13 protein-coding genes and 5 tRNA genes are annotated in these 18,646 nt (G+C 34.7%); 10 read left to right on the forward strand and 8 right to left on the reverse strand.

Annotated elements, in window-relative coordinates; all coding sequences use genetic code 11:
• Positions 1 to 38 precede the first annotated feature (38 nt).
• The 4 genes from der to dnaQ form a co-directional block, all read right to left on the reverse strand.
• Positions 39 to 1,565: a ribosome biogenesis GTPase Der gene (gene der / locus HMPREF1052_RS07060; protein ID WP_005761005.1), complete on the reverse strand. Its 1,527-nt coding sequence runs from the start codon at positions 1,563 to 1,565 to the stop codon at positions 39 to 41.
• A 223-nt stretch (positions 1,566 to 1,788) separates the two neighbouring features.
• A tRNA-Asp gene (locus HMPREF1052_RS07065) sits at positions 1,789 to 1,865 on the reverse strand.
• 14 nt (positions 1,866 to 1,879) lie between these two features.
• Positions 1,880 to 1,956 (reverse strand) — tRNA-Asp (locus HMPREF1052_RS07070).
• 89 nt (positions 1,957 to 2,045) lie between these two features.
• Positions 2,046 to 2,822: a DNA polymerase III subunit epsilon gene (gene dnaQ / locus HMPREF1052_RS07075; RefSeq protein WP_005761003.1), complete on the reverse strand. Its 777-nt coding sequence runs from the start codon at positions 2,820 to 2,822 to the stop codon at positions 2,046 to 2,048.
• A 70-nt stretch (positions 2,823 to 2,892) separates the two neighbouring features.
• Here dnaQ and rnhA point away from each other — a divergent pair, with 70 nt between their 5' ends.
• Positions 2,893 to 3,357 carry a ribonuclease HI gene (gene rnhA, locus HMPREF1052_RS07080; protein WP_005761072.1) on the forward strand — a complete coding sequence of 155 codons (465 nt, stop codon included), beginning with the start codon at positions 2,893 to 2,895 and terminating at the stop codon, positions 3,355 to 3,357.
• Positions 3,358 to 3,431: 74 nt separating this feature from the next.
• Here the strand turns inward: rnhA and lexA are convergent, their stop codons facing one another.
• Complete coding sequence (gene lexA / locus HMPREF1052_RS07085; RefSeq protein WP_005761085.1) at positions 3,432 to 4,073, reverse strand: transcriptional repressor LexA; 642 nt, start codon at positions 4,071 to 4,073, stop codon at positions 3,432 to 3,434.
• Between the two features lie 197 nt (positions 4,074 to 4,270).
• Between lexA and plsB the strand changes: the two genes are divergently transcribed.
• The 4 genes from plsB to HMPREF1052_RS07105 all read left to right on the forward strand — a co-directional run bounded on the left by plsB (position 4,271) and on the right by HMPREF1052_RS07105 (position 10,220).
• Positions 4,271 to 6,709: a glycerol-3-phosphate 1-O-acyltransferase PlsB gene (gene plsB, locus HMPREF1052_RS07090; RefSeq protein ID WP_005760969.1), complete on the forward strand. Its 2,439-nt coding sequence runs from the start codon at positions 4,271 to 4,273 to the stop codon at positions 6,707 to 6,709.
• Between the two features lie 2 nt (positions 6,710 to 6,711).
• Positions 6,712 to 7,605, forward strand: a complete 894-nt coding sequence (xerD, locus tag HMPREF1052_RS07095; protein WP_005760958.1) for a site-specific tyrosine recombinase XerD — start codon at positions 6,712 to 6,714, stop codon at positions 7,603 to 7,605.
• 129 nt (positions 7,606 to 7,734) lie between these two features.
• Complete coding sequence (rlmKL, locus tag HMPREF1052_RS07100; protein ID WP_005761019.1) at positions 7,735 to 9,885, forward strand: bifunctional 23S rRNA (guanine(2069)-N(7))-methyltransferase RlmK/23S rRNA (guanine(2445)-N(2))-methyltransferase RlmL; 2,151 nt, start codon at positions 7,735 to 7,737, stop codon at positions 9,883 to 9,885.
• Between the two features lie 71 nt (positions 9,886 to 9,956).
• On the forward strand, positions 9,957 to 10,220 hold the full coding sequence (locus HMPREF1052_RS07105; protein ID WP_005761049.1) for a DUF5339 domain-containing protein: 264 nt from the start codon (positions 9,957 to 9,959) through the stop codon (positions 10,218 to 10,220).
• 264 nt (positions 10,221 to 10,484) lie between these two features.
• Here HMPREF1052_RS07105 and HMPREF1052_RS07110 read toward each other — a convergent pair.
• The 3 genes from HMPREF1052_RS07110 to HMPREF1052_RS07120 form a co-directional block, all read right to left on the reverse strand.
• Positions 10,485 to 10,571: transfer RNA gene (locus HMPREF1052_RS07110), tRNA-Leu, on the reverse strand.
• A 32-nt stretch (positions 10,572 to 10,603) separates the two neighbouring features.
• Positions 10,604 to 10,677, reverse strand: a tRNA-Cys gene (locus HMPREF1052_RS07115).
• Between the two features lie 11 nt (positions 10,678 to 10,688).
• A tRNA-Gly gene (locus HMPREF1052_RS07120) sits at positions 10,689 to 10,764 on the reverse strand.
• A gap of 286 nt (positions 10,765 to 11,050) precedes the next feature.
• Between HMPREF1052_RS07120 and HMPREF1052_RS07125 the strand changes: the two genes are divergently transcribed.
• The 5 genes from HMPREF1052_RS07125 to HMPREF1052_RS07145 all read left to right on the forward strand — a co-directional run bounded on the left by HMPREF1052_RS07125 (position 11,051) and on the right by HMPREF1052_RS07145 (position 18,588).
• On the forward strand, positions 11,051 to 12,160 hold the full coding sequence (locus HMPREF1052_RS07125; RefSeq protein ID WP_005761021.1) for a methionine biosynthesis PLP-dependent protein: 1,110 nt from the start codon (positions 11,051 to 11,053) through the stop codon (positions 12,158 to 12,160).
• 151 nt (positions 12,161 to 12,311) lie between these two features.
• The gene (gene trxA / locus HMPREF1052_RS07130) at positions 12,312 to 12,635 is read left to right on the forward strand and encodes a thioredoxin (RefSeq protein ID WP_005760965.1); all 324 of its coding nucleotides are present in this window, start codon (positions 12,312 to 12,314) and stop codon (positions 12,633 to 12,635) included.
• A 96-nt stretch (positions 12,636 to 12,731) separates the two neighbouring features.
• Complete coding sequence (locus HMPREF1052_RS07135) at positions 12,732 to 13,001, forward strand: hypothetical protein (RefSeq protein WP_005761012.1); 270 nt, start codon at positions 12,732 to 12,734, stop codon at positions 12,999 to 13,001.
• A 187-nt stretch (positions 13,002 to 13,188) separates the two neighbouring features.
• On the forward strand, positions 13,189 to 15,669 hold the full coding sequence (locus HMPREF1052_RS07140) for a TonB-dependent receptor plug domain-containing protein (RefSeq protein ID WP_005760960.1): 2,481 nt from the start codon (positions 13,189 to 13,191) through the stop codon (positions 15,667 to 15,669).
• Positions 15,670 to 15,819: 150 nt separating this feature from the next.
• Positions 15,820 to 18,588 (forward strand): M16 family metallopeptidase, encoded by a 2,769-nt coding sequence (locus tag HMPREF1052_RS07145; protein WP_005761010.1) that lies wholly within the window; start codon positions 15,820 to 15,822, stop codon positions 18,586 to 18,588.
• Positions 18,589 to 18,646 lie beyond the last annotated feature (58 nt).

Consider the following 18,646-nt stretch of genomic DNA (forward strand, 5'->3'; position numbering starts at 1 on the left):
TGCGGTTAAATTTTTGGAAATTTAACCGCACTTTTGCGTTAACGTTTTGCTTTTTTAATAAATTTCATCAAACGTTTACGTTTACGTAGTTGATTTGGAGTAAGTTTATTTCGTTTACCCGCAAAAGGATTACTTCCTTCTTGGAATTGTAAACGAATCGGAGAGCCCACAATTTTCAGACTACGACGATAATAATTCGATAAATAACGTTTATAGCTATCAGGCAATTTATCAATTTTATTACCATGTACCACAATGATTGGTGGATTATAGCCACCAGGATGAGCAAATTTTAATTTAATACGACGACCATTAATCATTGGTGGTTGATGTTCATCTGTTGCCATTTGTAATAAACGAGTCAGCATTGATGTAGTCATTTTTTGTGTTGCACAGTTATATGCTTCTTGTATAGACTCAAATAAATTACCTACACCACTGCCATGCAATGCTGAAATAAAGTGTACACGTGCAAAATCAATAAAATCTAAACGGCGATCTAATTCTGATTTGACTTGATCTTTAGTGTATTGACTTAACCCATCCCATTTATTGACTACAATAACTAAAGAACGCCCTGCATTGAGAATAAAGCCGAGTAGCGATAAATCTTGGTCTGAAATGCCTTCACGGGCATCAATGGTTAGTAATACCACATTCGCATCTTGAATAGCTTGTAAGGTTTTAATCACAGAGAACTTTTCAACAGTTAAATGCACTTTACCACGTTTACGAACCCCCGCTGTATCAATGATCGTATATTGTTGATCATCACGTTCCATCGGAATATAAATGCTATCTCGAGTTGTACCTGGTAAGTCATAAACCACAACACGATCTTCGCCTAAAATTCGGTTGGTCAATGTTGATTTACCTACATTGGGACGACCAACGATGGCAATCTTAATATTTTTATTTTCAGGTTCTTGGTTTTCTTCTGCTAAGGCTTCATCTAATAATTTTGCATCTTCTTCTGAATTGAAATCAAAATCATGATCCCATTCATCTTGTTCTTCTTTTTCGATGTTATTTTCATTTTCTTCAGAGGCTAAGTCTGCCTGCATTTGTTCAGCTAAAGGTGCTAAGATTTCTTCCATTAACTGCGTTACCCCTCGACCTTGAGAGGCAGCAATTTGTGAAATTTCACCCATGCCAAGTTGATAGAATTCAGCAGTATGAGAGTCAGCATCAATGCCATCTGTTTTATTGGCTACAACAAATGTTTTTTTATTTTGACGTTGGCGTAAATATTGAGCAATACCTATATCAGCTGGTGTAAGTCCCGCACGTGCATCGACTAAGAAAAGCACCACATCGGCTTCTTCAATCGCAAGCAATGATTGTTCAGCCATTTTTTCCTCAACACCTTCTTCAGTACCATCAATACCACCAGTATCAATTACGATGAAGTCATAGCCTGAAATATTCGCATGACCATATTTACGGTCTCGTGTTAAACCAGGAAAGTCCGCTACTAAAGCATCACGTGTACGTGTTAAGCGGTTAAATAATGTTGATTTGCCTACATTAGGGCGACCAACAAGGGCAACTACAGGAGTTGTCATAGAAACCTCGAAATCAGTAATATAAAGTGCAATAAATTCATGCACGAAAAATAATCTATCATTATAGCTGATTTTAGCTAGAATGCGAACCAACAAGGGGAGAAATAGAGAAAAGTGCGGTCTGTTTTTATTAAAATTTTAAGAAAAAATAGGATTTATCCGAATTAGGGAAAATTTCAGACATAAAAAAAGCACCTCAGGGTGCTATAACTCTATTTCTAATTGGCGGAACGGACGGGACTCGAACCCGCGACCCCCTGCGTGACAGGCAGGTATTCTAACCAGCTGAACTACCGCTCCGTATTAGAATAAATTGGCGGAATGGACGGGACTCGAACCCGCGACCCCCTGCGTGACAGGCAGGTATTCTAACCAGCTGAACTACCACTCCGCACAGGTGGAGCAAATAATAATAGTGAACGGCAGTTCCGTCAACCTTTTTTTTGAACTTTTAGTTTACTTGTTTAATTCCTAAACGAATTAATGTAGAGACTCTTCTTCTGACGATGGATTTAATATTTTTTCCCACAAACAGTTATCTTTACTTTTTTTATTGATCAGTTTGATATATTCCAAATGTGCAGCTAGTTCTTGCTCACTAGGTTGTAGTGTAGATAATTTATGCTTTGTTTTTTCAAAGGTTTGCTGTATAGCTTGAGTACTGGCCATGATTGGCTCATCCGTTTCATGATCATCAAACAGGCTGGTTTGTCCGCCTGTCATAGCCAGATAAACATCACCAAGGATTTCCGCATCCAGTAATGCCCCATGTAGTACTCGTTTAGTGTTATCAATAGCTAAACGATCGCAAAGTGCATCTAAACTGTTGCGTTTGCCTGGATACATTTGTCGAGCGAGTTGCAGCGTATCAGTCACTGTACAAATATCACTGGTTTTTACATCAATTTGATGTTTACGGAATTCATAGTCCATGAAGCCCACATCAAAGGGAGCGTTGTGAATTAATAATTCAGCACCTTTGATGAAATCAATAAATTCTTGTGCAACTTCTGTAAAATCAGGTTTGTCAGAAAGCATTTCATCAGTAATGCCGTGAACTTTAATTGCTTCAGGATCTACTGGACGATCAGGCTTAATATAGAGATGTAATTTTTTACCCGTATAGCGACGATTAATCATTTCGACGGCACCAATTTCAATAATACAGTGGCCTTCATAATGTGCTCCAAATTGGTTCATCCCTGTGGTTTCGGTATCCAGAACAATCTGGCGATTTAAATCGATTTCAATTTTCATATTTTCAAACTGTCTATTTTTAACGTTTTAGGCTATTATTTTAAAATGAGTTGTTAGATTGTAGCAAATTATGCAGAAACAAATTGAAATATTTACAGATGGATCCTGTTTAGGAAATCCTGGGCCAGGTGGAATTGGCATTTTATTACGTTATCAACAATACGAAAAAACACTTTCAAAAGGCTATTTTAAAACGACGAATAATCGTATGGAATTATTAGCCGTAGTGGAAGCGCTAAATTGTTTGAAAGAACCTTGTACCGTTATGTTACATAGTGATAGCCAATATATGAAAAATGGCATTACTCAATGGATTTTTAATTGGAAAAAAAACAATTGGAAGGCGAGTACAGGTAAGCCAGTGAAAAATCAAGATCTTTGGATTTTACTGGATCAAGCAATTCGGAAACATAAAATTGATTGGCATTGGGTGAAAGGGCATTCTGGTCATAGAGAAAATGAGATTTGTGATGAATTAGCCAAACAAGGCGCTGAAAATCCTACTCTAGAAGATACAGGCTATCAGCCTGACTAATCCATGACAATAGATATAAAAAGTGCGGTTAAATTTTAGAAAATTTACCGCACTTTTTATTATGTATTGCTTGCTTACATCCAAGCATTATTGCGAATAATGCCTACGGCAATGCCTTCAATTTCAAAATTAGGTTGTTCTTTAAGATTGACCACAATTGGTTGATATTCTTCATTTTCTGGATGAAGATAAATCATATCGCCTTTGCGTTCTAAACGTTTTACCGTAACTTCATCTTCAATTCTTGCCACAATAACTTGTCCATTACGGACATCTTTGGTGCTGTGTACTGCTAACAAATCGCCATCTAAAATACCAATATTTTTCATTGATTGACCATAAACTTTTAATAAAAAATCTGCTTGAGGTTTGAACATATCAGCATCAACTTTATAAGATCCCTCTATATGTTGTTCTGCCAGAATTGGTTCACCAGCTGCAACACGACCAATTAGAGGTAAACCTTCATCCTCATCATTAGCAGGTTCTTCGGTATTGATAAGTAAACGGATGCCACGAGAAGTGCCTGATAAAATTTCAATTACACCTTTGCGAGCTAAGGCTTTCAAGTGCTCTTCTGCTGCATTTGGGGAGCGGAAACCTAGTTCTCTAGATATTTCAGCACGAGTTGGAGGCATTCCAGTTGATTCAATATGGTGTTTGAGAAAATCAAAAACTTCTTGTTGTCGAGCTGTTAGTGCTTTAATTGGTTTCATTTAAAAATCCCCTGTTTTTTTGTACAGAATACTGACATTATATACAGACTGTAAAAACTTGCAATATTTTTATTTAAGTAGATGAAAATGAATTTAAGAAAAATGTGACATCTATTCCAAAACTATCATCTGATGATAACCAAATGAAAAAATTATGTTAAAATGAAGAAAGTTGTTTTTGTATATGGAAATTTATTATGGCTAGTTTTTTAAATTTATATAGAGCATTACTGGAAATTCCTTTATCTTTTTTGGTAAAAAATAATCCTATCCCAAGTCACCCTATTGAAGAGTTGAAACTAGATATAACACAGCCAATAGTTTATGTATTACCTTATACTTCCCAAACTGACTTTGTGATTTTTCGTAAAAACTGTTTAAGTGTGGGATTGCCAGATCCGATAGAAACTAATGATATTCATGGTAAACAATTACCTCGTTATGTTTATTTAGATGATGGTCGTCAATTCTTTAAATCTAAAAAAGGCCCTAAAAAAGAAACAGAAAAAGTTTTTTATCATTATTTTGAGCTACATAATGCTTATGCGGATTTAGATGTTCAAGTTATTCCCGTTTCTGTACTATGGGGACGCTCACCAGGTAAGGAAGATAAAGGTAAATTACCTAAATTGCGTTTATTAAATGGTATCCAAAAAACCATTGCAGCAATCTGGTTTGGACGAGATACTTTTGTTCGTTTCTCTCAAGCAGTTTCTATGCGTTATATGGTAACTGAACATGGTGCAGATGTTTCTATTGCACAAAAATTAGCGCGAATTGCAAGAATGCATTTTTCAAAACAGCGTTTATCTGCTACGGGGCCTCGGTTGCCAAATCGTCAAGCGATGTTTAATAAATTGTTGCAGTCTCCAGTTATATTAGAAGCAATTGCCGATGAGGCAAAAAGTAAGAATATGAGCCAAGCGCGGGCTCGTCAAGAAGCAGAAAAAATTCTAAAAGAAATTGCTGCTGATGTGAGTTATGAAAATTTACGAGTGTTAGACCGTTTATTACGTTGGCTATGGAACAAGCTTTATCAAGGTATTTCGGTAGAAAATGCGGATCGTGTACGTCAATTAGCTTTAGAGGGACATGAAATTGTTTATGTTCCTTGTCATCGTAGTCATATTGATTATTTATTATTATCTTATGTGTTATATCACCAAGGTCTAGTGCCACCACATATTGCCGCTGGAATTAACTTAGATTTCTGGCCGGCGGGCCCTATTTTCCGTCGTAGTGGTGCTTTTTTTATCCGTCGTACTTTTAAGGGAAATCGTTTATATTCCACCATTTTTCGTGAATATTTAGGGGAATTATTTCATCGTGGTTATTCCGTAGAATATTTTATTGAAGGGGGGCGTTCTCGTACAGGGCGCTTATTAACGCCAAAAACAGGTATGATGTCAATGACATTACAGGCATTACAGCAACGCCAAACTCGCCCAATTACGGTTGTGCCAGTCTATATAGGTTATGAACATGTTTTAGAGGTTGATACTTATGCTAAAGAATTACGTGGTGCAGCAAAAGAAAAAGAAAATGCTGGTCTTGTCCTACGTGTGATTAAGAAACTACGTAATTTAGGCAAAGGTTATGTAAATTTTGCAGAGCCTATTACGTTAAGTAATTACTTAAATGAACATTATCCTGAATGGAAAAATACAGTAGAAGAAAAACCTGTGTGGTTTAATAAAGCTGTCGATAGTATTTCTACTCAGGTCATGGTGAATATTAATAATGCTGCGGCTATTAATGCAATGAATTTAACAGGGATGGCATTACTATCTTCACGTCAGCGTGCTTTATCACGAGAACAGCTATTAGAACAATTACAAAGTTATCAAGAGTTTTTACAAAATGTGCCTTATTCTTCAGATGTTATTGTGCCATCTGAGTCACCAGAAGATATGCTAAAACATGTATTAAGTCTAGAAAGAATGGGCGTACTAATTGAAAAAGATAACTTTGGTGAATTAGTTCATTTAGAAAGAAATTCTGCGGTATTAATGACTTATTATCGTAATAATATTCAGCATTTATTTGCTTTACCATCACTAGTTGCAAGTATTGTGTTGCATTATGAACAAGTGACTAAAACTGAATTATTACGTGCAGTAAAAGCCATTTATCCATTCTTAAAGAATGAGCTTTTTATTCATATTTTAGAAGAAAGTTTAGATGATGTTGTAGAAAAAATGATAGTAGAATTTCATCGTCAACAAATTATTGATATTGAAAATGATCTACTAAGCATTAATGATAAAGGTATTCGTACTTTACAACTTTGGGCATCTGCGGTAAGAGAAATCCTACAGCGTTATCGTATTACTATTTCAATTTTACAATATCAACCAGATATAGCGCGTGCTGCTTTAGAAAAACAAAGTCAATTTGTTGCACAACGTTTATCTGTATTGCATGGTATTAATGCACCAGAGTTTTTTGATAAAGCGGTGTTTGTTGGTTTTACAACTAGTTTGAAAGAGAAAGGTTATTTTGATGAGGCTGGTCATGCCGTGCTAGAAAAATTAAATGTGCTTTCAGATATATTGAACCATATCATTTCTGCAGAGGTAAATTTAACGATTAGAAGTGCTATCGAAAAATCAGAGGAAATCCCTACTGAAGAATAAATATGAAAGATTCCACATTAATTGAATTATTTTTAAATGAGCTATGGCTTGAGAAAGGCTTGTCTGATAATACGATTCAATCTTATCGTTTAGATCTTAGCGCATTAAGTCAGTGGTTACAAAAACAAAGTAAGAATTTAGAAGATCTGGATTCTATAGATTTGCAATCATTTCTTGGTGAGCGAGTAGATCAGGGATATAAAGCCACAAGTACCGCAAGAATGCTCAGCGCAATGAGGAAATTATTTCAGTATTTATATCGTGAAAAGTACCGCACTGATGATCCAAGTGCGGTACTCAGTTCACCAAAATTACCTAGCCGTTTGCCCAAATATCTCACTGAACAACAAGTGGGAGATTTATTAGAAGCACCTAGTACGGATATTCCATTAGAATTACGTGATAAAGCGATGTTGGAATTATTATATGCTACAGGTTTGCGAGTTACCGAATTAGTGACGTTGAGCACAGATAATATCAACCTTGAACAAGGCGTAGTTAGAGTGATTGGTAAAGGCAATAAAGAACGTATCGTACCTATGGGAGAAGAAGCTTCTTATTGGGTGGGGCAGTTCATTTTATATGGTCGTCCAATGTTGCTAAATGGGCAAAGTTCAGATGTAATTTTTCCAAGTAAACGGGCCGTGCAAATGACTCGTCAAACCTTTTGGCATCGTATTAAACATTATGCTGTATTAGCTGAAATTGATACTAATAGCTTATCGCCTCATGTGTTACGTCATGCTTTTGCTACCCATTTAGTGAATCACGGTGCCGATCTTCGGGTGATACAAATGTTGTTAGGTCATAGTGATTTATCCACCACACAAATTTATACGCATGTTGCAAAAGAACGATTGAAACGATTACATGAGAAATTCCATCCAAGAGGATAACTTCAATAGCAAAAGTGCGGTCAAAATTTTCAAAAAACTGACCGCACTTTTATTTTCAAATACGCAGGAGTTAAAACCTGTTATAATTTCGCAATTTTTATTTAATAGACAAAATAGAGCAATTCAATAATGAAACAACTTTTCGCTACAACCGCTCGCGGTTTCGAAGAATTACTAAAAGTAGAATTAACTTCGCTTGGTGCCAGTGAATGCCAGGTGGTTCAAGGCGGTGTACATTTTACTGCTGATGATGAAACCCAATATCGTACTTTGTTATGGTCACGTCTTAGTTCTCGTATTTTATTACCCATTGTGAAGACGAAAGTTTATAGTGATTTAGATTTGTATTCAGCGGTGGTTGGACAGAATTGGCTCTCATATTTTGACGAAAAAGTACGTTTTCTTGTAGATTTTAATGGTACCAACCGAGAAATTCGTCATACTCAATTTGGTGCAATGCGTGTCAAAGATGGGATCGTGGATTATTTTGAGCGAAATGGTAAAGACCGTCCAAATGTCGATAAAGATTATCCTGATATTCGTGTTCATGCTTATTTAAACCGTGATGATTTAGTGATTTCATTAGATCTTAGCGGTGAAGCATTGCATTTACGTGGTTATCGTGAAGATACGGGGACGGCACCTTTGCGTGAAACCTTAGCAGCGGCTATTGTATTACGTTCGGGATGGAAACCCGGCACGCCTTTAGTGGATCCAATGTGTGGTTCGGGAACATTATTAATCGAAGCCGCACAAATGGAAGCAAAAATTGCGCCTCAATTACATCGTATGCATTGGGGATTTGATTTTTGGAAAGGTCATAACCAAGAAGCTTGGGATAAAGTTAAAACTGAAGCAGTTGAATTAGCAGAAGCAGAATTTAACAAACATCACCCAGATTTTTATGGCTTTGATTTAGATCATCGTGTATTGAAAAAAGCACAAAAGAATGCACAAAATGCAGGTGTCGCCCATTTAATAAACTGGCGCCAAGGTGATGTCGCCTCATTAAAAAATCCATGTCCAGCCCAAACGGGTACCGTAATTTGTAATCCGCCTTATGGTGAGCGTTTAGGGACAATACCAGCATTAATTGCATTATATTCTGTATTTGGTCAACGTTTAAAAGAACAATTTTCAGGTTGGAATATATCTGTTTTCAGTTCTGAACAAGGATTATTAGATTGTTTGCGAATGCGCTCTCATCGTCAATTTAAAGCTAAAAACGGTCCATTAGATTGTATTCAAAAAAATTATCAAATTTCTGACCGCAGAATTAACCAAACAACAGAAAATAGCACAGAACAAACTACAGTAGAATTTAAACCCAATGCAAATGTGGCTACAGATTTTGCTAATCGCTTACAAAAAAATATTAAAAAAATTGAAAAATGGGCAAGTAAAGAAGGCTTAGAAGCTTATCGCCTCTATGATGCAGATTTACCTGAGTATAATTTAGCCGTAGATCGTTATGGCGATCATATTGTGGTACAAGAATATGCTGCACCTAAAAATATTGATGAAAATAAAGCTCGTCAACGTTTACTAGATGCAGTGACAGCAACTTTATCGGTAACTGGTGTTGAAACGAATAAGTTGATCTTGAAAGTTCGTCAAAAACAAAAAGGCACCAATCAATATGAGAAACTGGCTAATAAAGGGGAATATTTCTTTGTGCACGAATATGGTGCGAAGTTATGGGTGAACTTAACAGATTATTTAGATACAGGATTATTCTTAGATCATCGTTTAACTCGTCGTATGCTAGGGCAAATGGCACAAGATAAAGATTTTCTCAATTTATTCGCTTATACAGGCTCAGCAACTGTGCATGCTGCTTTAGGTGGCGCAAAATCGACGACTACCGTAGATATGTCAAATACCTATCTGAACTGGGCTGAACAGAATTTAATACTAAATGATGTAGATGGTAAGCAGCATAAATTGATTCAAGCAGACTGTTTACAATGGCTTGAAAATTGCGATCGTCAGTTTGATTTAATCTTTGTAGATCCACCAACATTCTCAAATTCAAAACGTATGGAAGATAATTGGGATGTACAACGTGATCACATTAAGTTAATGGCTAATTTAAAACGTATTTTACGCCCACATGGCACAATTATTTTCTCAAATAATAAACGTGCCTTTAAAATGGATTTCGATGGTTTAACTCAACTAGGTTTACATGCACAAGAAATTTCATCGAAAACCTTACCCCTAGATTTTGAACGTAATAAACAGATTCATAATTGTTGGATTATTGAGCTAAATCAATAATATTTTATTTATTTTGCTCATAATATAAACAGCTCATATTAAGTGAGCTTAACTTTATTAAGGAGTATTTTATGCAAAAAAACATTTTAGCCGTTTTATTTGCAACAGTAGCTAGTTTCGCATCAGCAGCAGATTTATCAGCGACGTGTAAACAATACTTTAGTGATATTGATGAATATGTGAAAGCGGTGCCAGCAGAGCAATCAAGTATGATGAAACAACAATTAGATGCGAGTAAACAACAAATTTCCGCAATGCCAGCGGATACTCAAGAACAAGCTTGTAAGCAAGGTATTGAATCATTAAAACAAATGAAAACGATGATGCCTAAATAGTTATAATATTGATATAAAGCCTTTCTATACAGAAGGGCTTTTCTTTTTCTACTTATTATCTTGATATCAATGATAAACACTTCCGATTAAGAACATAACCTGATAGAAATTTTCAAAAAACAATCCAAAGACACAATAAAATGTTTCTGATTAATTTCTCGTAGTTATCACTTCGAGGATATAAGATTAGCTATTTTAGGAATGTAATAATTTGAGTATAAAAAAAGCCGCCTAGTGCGACTGTCTTTACAATTTATATAAAGATGGTGCCCGGGGACGGACTTGAACCGTCACGCTTCGGAAAGCGAGGGATTTTAAATCCCTTGTGTCTACCGATTCCACCACCCGGGCGAAGATTTTATTTACTGATAACGGTTATTTAATGGAGGCGTGTACCGGAGTCGAACCGATCTACATGGATTTGCAATCCAGTGCATAACCGCTTTGCTAACACGCCTTAGCGTAAATTGGAGCGGGAAACGAGGCTCGAACTCGCGACCCCAACCTTGGCAAGGTTGTGCTCTACCAACTGAGCTATTCCCGCTTTTCGCTAACACATTCGCTGTCAGTGGCGTGCATTTTACGGGATTCTGGCAGACTGTCAACAGGCAAAAGCAAAAAAACTGAAAAAAAGTTTTCGCTTGCTGAAAAAAAATGCAAATTAATTAAAAAGCAAGCAAAATCATTCCTTAAAAAGAGCAGATAGTAGTAAAAATAAAGTAAAAAATCTGCTTTTAAGTTTCTATTGTTTATGACAGAATTGAAAATATCGTTCTTTTCTTTGAGTGAAAAGTGCGGTCATTTTTTTAATTATTTTTCGGACAATATGTATGACACACAACTATGCAATTGATACGGTTTTAGCTCAAGCTGGGAACCGTTCAGAACCAAGAACAGGGGCTGTTTCAACGCCTATTTATCTTTCAACCGCTTATGGTCACCATGGTATTGGTGAAAGTACAGGATTTGATTATTCACGGACTAAAAATCCAACACGCCAAGTATTAGAAGATACTATCGCACAATTAGAAGGTGGCGATCGTGGTTTTGCTTTTTCTTCTGGTATGGCGGCAATTCAAGTATTAATGAGCTTATTTACTGCGCCTGATGAATGGATTTTATCAAGTGATGTATATGGGGGTACTTATCGTTTATTGGATTTTATGTATAAAAATAATCATTCAGTGAAACCTGTCTATGTTAATACTGCTGATGTTAATTCAATTGAGGCTGCAATTACCAAAAATACTAAAGCGATCTTCATTGAAACACCATCAAATCCATTAATGCAAGAATGTGATGTAGATGCCATTGCGAAAATTGCGAAAAAACATGATTTATTATTAATTGTCGATAATACTTTTTTAACACCAGTATTATTCCGCCCAATGGAACATGGCGCAGATATTGTAATTCATAGCGGTACCAAATATATTGCAGGTCACAATGATGCATTAGTTGGGCTGGTAGTAGCTAAAGGTCAAACACTTTGCGATCGAATTTTCTATATGCAAAATGGTGCGGGGGCGGTGTTATCAGCCTTTGATGCATTCTTAACTGTACGGGGCATGAAAACTTTAGCTTTACGTGTGGAACGTCATCAAGCAAATGCAAAAACAATTGCTGAATTTTTAAAATTGCAACCGCAGGTTAAAGATGTTCTTTATCCAAATAAAGGTGGCATGTTGTCATTCCGTTTACAAAATAAAAATTGGGTTAACTCTTTCTTAAAAGCGATTAAATTAATTACTTTTGCGGAAAGTTTAGGGGGAACAGAAAGCTTTATTACTTATCCAACTACTCAAACTCATATGGATATTCCAGCCGCTGAACGTATTGCTCGTGGCGTAACCAATGATTTATTGCGTTTTTCTGTGGGCTTAGAAAATGTGGATGATATTAAAGCCGATTTGCTTCAAGCATTTGCTCAATTAAAATAATTTTCTAAAAAGTCACCGCACTTTTAGTGGGTAATCTTAGATTTAAGCGATTAAAACTATAGTTTTACTTAGTAAGGTGATATGTTATTATCTCCACACATAAAAAGTACGATGTACTTATATTTAACTTATTAACAAAAAAGGAACGATTATGTCAGAAGTATTACATACAACAGATGCAACATTTGATGCAGATGTTTTAAACTCAGATGTACCAGTATTATTAGATTTATGGGCACCTTGGTGTGGTCCTTGCCGTATGGTTGCTCCTATCTTAGATGAGTTAGCACCAGAATATGCGGGAAAAGTAAAAATCGTTAAAATTAATATTGATGAAAATAACGCAACACCAGCAAAATTTGGTGTGCGTAGTATTCCTACATTATTAATGTTTAAAGATGGACAATTAGTGGGTACTCAAGTGGGTGCATTACCTAAAAATCAATTAGCTGCTTTTATTGAAAGAAATCTTTAGTTGAATAAATAATTCTGAAACCCTGTTTATTAACAGGGTTTTTTATTTTTAATTTTGTTATATTAATTATTATTTATTTTATGAGTCAGCGTTATTATGAATAATCCTCAAACCCCTTCTAGAAAAAAGTCATTTCCTACCACATTAATCATTAGTGTGATTATTGCTATTTTTATGTTTGTTTATGGAATATATAGTTATTTTGATATTTTAGCTTGGGAGAAAACAGGACAATTTCCGCATATTGGGCCATTATCAAACCTTATGTATAGCGCTTTTGGGGCAATAGGTATTGTTATTGGTTATAGTTTTCTTGCATTAATTGTTATTTTCCAAGGATATCGTAGTTATAAAAATATCAAATAAATTTGATATGAGTTAAAGAAATAATTTTTATGTGTTTCATATAATGGAGAAAGATTGACAAATGGAGTGAATATTTCTAGGATATAGCGCTCTATATCATAAATAGGAATTTATCTTATTTCCATTTGAAACGTTTTAGTGTTGATTGAAAAACAAAATGTTTCAGCTGTCCCCTAGGAATCCATACATGAGAAGACATCTTATTGCACTTTTTATTGCACTTTTTATTGCAAACGTTTGCAGTATATCTGCTTATTCAGCAGAAGAAACCCAGCCAACTAAAAACGTTGAATCGACTATTGAACAATTAGATACGATTGTTGTTTCAGATACGCCATTTAGCCAACAAGTGGGTACTCAAAAAATTACCGAAGAACAAATTAAAAATAGACCTCTTAAAAATGGTAATATTACTGAACTTCTTAAAAGCAATCCTAATGTTCAGTTTTCTAGTTCATCTGATACATCAACTTCGGCAGGGGAAATTGCCCCAAATGAAGTTTCAATCAATGGTGAGACTTTTTATAATAATAATTATACGATAGATGGTATTTCAAATAACAACAATATAGATCCTGCAAATAATAATATTGATGCTAATGGTAATGTTAATGGTAATAGCCCAAAAGATTTACCTGCTGGTGGTACTCAAGAGTTTTGGATTGATACCAGTTTATTAAGAAGCGTTGAGGTTTTTGATAGTAATATTTCCGCAAAATATGGGCGTTTTACAGGTGGTGTAATTAATGCTGAATTAAAAGACCCCTCATTCGATCGATCTCATGGTCGAATTTTTTATCGTACAACGAGAGATAGTTGGGCTCATTTATATTTAGAAGATTCTGAATCATATAATCAGGCTAATACGTTAAGTAAACAGCCACAATTTAAAAAAGAACAATACGGTGTTTCAGTCTCTCAACCATTGAGTGACAAAGCTTCTTTGATGTTTTCTTATAATCGAACTGAGTCAAAAATACCTTTTCATCATGATATATTAAATCAATGGGATACTCAAAAACGTATCAACGAAACTTATTTATTGAGAGGTATTTACTTACCAGATAATGGTGATTTATGGAAAGCCACAGTAATGTATTCACCTCATAAATCAATATATGCTAAGAAAGATGTAAAAAATGGCTCATTTACTAATGAGGGTGGTGGCTTTTCGTTTAATCTACAATGGGATAAAAATTTTGATTGGGGAAAAATGAAATCCGTTTTTGCATATAAAAAATCAGGAAATGAAATTAAACATAATGAAAATAATCTCTATGCTTATAGTTATTCTGGTTCATCTTCTGTAAATAATCATGATTGGTGTACGTCTCGTAATTCTCGTTCTGGTAAATGTACTTCATCAAATCTAGGTGGGTTTGGTAAATATAGTACTGAAAAAGAAACATTGACTTATAAACAAGATTATAACATTAATGCTTTTGATATAGGCTCTACAGAACATAAAATCGGATTTGGATGGGAAATTAATGATTCCTCCGCTAAATACAAAAGAGATACTGATAGTTATGCTTATACATATAAAAACGATGTACTGAAGAGTTATATTTGGTACCCTGCTCGTAATGTGAAAGTCAATGATACGAACTATGCAATATATCTTGAAGATAGCATCCAATGGGGAAATTTAAATGCAACATTAGGTCTTCGTCTCGATCACGATGAGTTTTTAGGTAATACTAATTTGGCACCACGTTTTTCAACATCTTATGATGTTTTTGGAGATAACTCTACTCAGATTTTTGGTGGGATTAACCGTTATTATTCTGATACCGTATTATCTTATAAGTTGAAAAATAATATTAATAAACAAATTAACTATGTGGCTTCTACAGATAAATTTACAGTAGTCAATAATCAAAGCTATGATGTATCAGATTTGAAAACTCCTTATACTGATGAGTATGTATTGGGTTTTTCACAAAATTTTTATGATACTATTTTTACATTTAAATGGGTAAATAGACATAGTAAGGAGCAATTTACTAAAGCGAAGTCATATACTACAGATGCTGATGGCGTTAGAACCTATTACATGAGTAATGATGGTCGTTCTAAAAATAATACATTTAGCCTAAATATTGAGCCTAAAGAACCTTATAAATTTAAGCATGCCAATATACTTTGGAATTTAGGTGCTCAAATTAGTGAGACAGATACTAATATGAGTACATATGATGATGTTGAAAGATATAATGATTACGATGCTAAAGCTATTATTAATGGTAAGTTAAAAGATATCTCAGAATTACCTAAAGATGATTATAATGTTCCCTGGTCAGCTTTTTTTGAGCTAGAGACTCAATTCCCCGATCTAAGATTAACATGGAATCAAAGATTTAGTTATACTGCAGGGTATAAAGGATATACAACAGATGATGTATATTGTCCAGGTGGGGATGATGCTTGTGGTGATTATTCTTCAGTGAAAAAAGTATTGGTTTATGATGAATATAAACAAGGTAGCTATTTCATGCTAGACTGGCATTTTGCTTATAAACAGCCTACATTTAAAGAACAGTTTTTAGAAGTGACTTTAGATATTAATAATGTATTAAATCGTAAAGTGGTCGCTTCTTCATATAATAGTTCAACTACCTATAAAATGGGGCGTAACTATTGGTTAGGTATCAGTTATAACTGGTAGCTTCTATATACTTAATTATGAAAGCCTTGTGAGTTTTACAAGGCTTTTTCTTCTTTATATGATCAGCAAAACGTAGATAAAATTTTGGAAAAATAAACCGCACTTTTATGCTATGAATTGGGCTTTATTAGTCAAATAAATTAACTTTCTATGACAGGTTCTACAGTAATGTATCGTTTTATTCTTTTTACATTAGCATTTGCTTTAGCAACAATAAGTTATGCTGAAATTTCTACACCAATTCAAGGTATATTAGATAATGGCTTTCGTTATACTTTATTGCCATTACATGATGAAAAGGGGCACGTTGAAATTCGCTTAAAAGTGGATGCAGGTGCATTAGATGAGACAGATAAACAATCTGGTGTGGCACATATGGTGGAACATTCTGTTTTTCATACTTCAGCGAAATATCCAGATGTGATGAAACATTTTCATGAGTTTAATTGGGTACGTGGTCGTAACTATAATGCAGTGACGACACAAGAAACTACCACATATATGCTTACTCCTCCACCTAAGTTTACCTTAGATAAATCTTTAGATGCATTATCGCAAATGGTATTTCATGCACAATTAACGCAAGAAGACTTAGACAGCGAATATAAGATCATTATGGAAGAATGGCGTCAAGGGCAAGGTGTCGGTAATGCGATGAATCAACAACGTACTGCCGCAATTCGCATTGGTTCACGTTATACACGGGGCCCTGTGATTGGCACGCCTAAATCAATTAAAAATATGTCAGCAACGGAATTACAAGATTATTATCATCGTTGGTATACACCAAATAATATGCAATTATTAATTATTGGTGATATTGATCCAATTAAAGCTCCTGAATTAATTAAACAATTCTTTGGTGATGCTAAGGCAAAAGATATTCCAAAACGTGATTATTATGATCCTACCTTAGAAAATATTACTCGTTTAGTAAAAGTACAAGATCCTCGTAGTGGAGTGAGCCAAGTGGTATATGCGTTCCGTTTTGATGATAGTGATACTAAAGGTGATTCAGAACAAGCTAGATATAATCGTTTATTAGATCGTTTGGCTTTAGAAACCTTAACGCAACGTTTACGTAATCAATCGGATACTTATCCTAAAGGTGTAGAAAATGTGGTAGTGCGCAAGCAAGATATTGGTCGTAATACTAGTGCAGTTGCGATGTTTGCAAGCGTAAATCAACAATCACATTTACTTGGCTTAAAACAAGCTTTAATTGAAATCGAACGTGTTAAAAAATATCCAATTGAGCAAGAAGAGTTGGATAAAAAGAAAATAGCTATTCAACAACAGTTAGATTATGCCAAGAAAAATACGGATGATCGTGATTTTGCAGGTTGGATGCAAGTCATGCAAAATACAGTATTGATGGATAAACCTTATATTAGACAGGTTGAAATTGCAAAATTAACTGAACCAATGTTACATAAAATTACAGTTGATGAGATCAATCAGCGAATTCAGCGTTGGTTGAATGCAAAAGATATTATTGTGCAATATCAACCGCCTCGTGATATGCAACTTGAACTTACTTTAGATCAAGTAAATCAAGCCAGAATAGATGTACAAAAAGTCAAAATCAGCCCACCTGAAAAAGAAAAAGTAGTGGTACCAATGTCGTTAGATAGTGTACAAGGTAAAGGCACTATTATTAAAGAGAAAAATTTTGCAAAACAGAAAGTGAAGTATTGGACATTATCGAATGGTGATAAGGTCGTGTGGCTAAAATTACCATTAGCAAAAGATAAAGTATATTTTCGAGCACATAGTAGTGCTGGCTTCAAAGGCGAAGGTTTAATTGCTTGGCAAAGTCAATTAGCTACGCAGTTAGTATTACAAAATGCACCATTGGATTGGCAAGTTGAACAATTAGAAAGCTGGAAAAAACTCAGTAAAGTGAATCTTTCTGCCACTCAAACTGCAACTAAATTAAAATTTGATGGCTCTGCCGATAAAACTAAATTGGGCGATCTCTTACGTTTGTATTATGCTTATCAACTAGAAACTAAAGTGAAAGAAGGTCTGGATGAAACGAAAGAATCATTAGTGCGTAGTATCAATATTCAAAAAGAGAAAAGCGATGATACTGAGATTGTTAAAAAAATTTCTAAACTACGGTATGGTACAGAAAATACAGAATATATTCCTACTAAAGATGAGTTGAAATGGCTTTCTAATCAGGATTTAAATAAAACTTGGGCAAAAATGGTTTCAGCACCAGTGACATTTTATATTGAAGGGGATCTGTATGAAGCTGAAGTGAAGAGATTGGTAGCCCAATATTTAGCTGATATTCCTCGTGATAAAGTAATTAAATCTACAGATATTATTCCTATCACTGGTAATGATAAAGCCCTATTTGCCATGAATCTTGAGCCGAAAAGTGATATTCGTATATGGTTTTTTAATGATCATCAATGGCAAGGCAAAGATGCGGTTTTAGTTTCAATATTACGCAGTATTGCTGCAAATAAATTGAAATTAGTATTACGTGATAAAGAACTAGGTGTATATAGTTTACGTTTTGAAAGTATATTAAATCCAGAATTAAATCGTATTGAAAGTGAATTGCGTTTTGTGACGAGTCCTGAAAAAGCAGAGCATTTGATACAACTTTCAGAAGCTATTCTGAAAGACCTTCCAAACCGTATCAATGAAAATGATGTAAAAATGGCTAAGTCACAATTTATTTCTGCAGAAAAAAAACGCATTATTGAACCAAATGTTTGGATGAACCGATTAATTTTGAGTGATGAAAATTTAGGTAATCCAAGTTATTTGTCTTCAATGGAAGCTCTAGCAGATGATATTAATTTAGATCATATCAAGGCAATTGCTGCAATATTGTATAATCAGAACAATCAGAAAGTGTTTATTGTGACACCGAAAGCAAATATTAAAACAGTAAATTAAGAGTACGAAATATTGATTAGAATGACTGCACTTTAGTATTCAGCTAATGTATGGTAGA

Origin of the sequence: Pasteurella bettyae CCUG 2042, assembly GCF_000262245.1 — a bacterium.
In the GTDB taxonomy this organism is placed as follows: domain Bacteria; phylum Pseudomonadota; class Gammaproteobacteria; order Enterobacterales; family Pasteurellaceae; genus Basfia; species Basfia bettyae.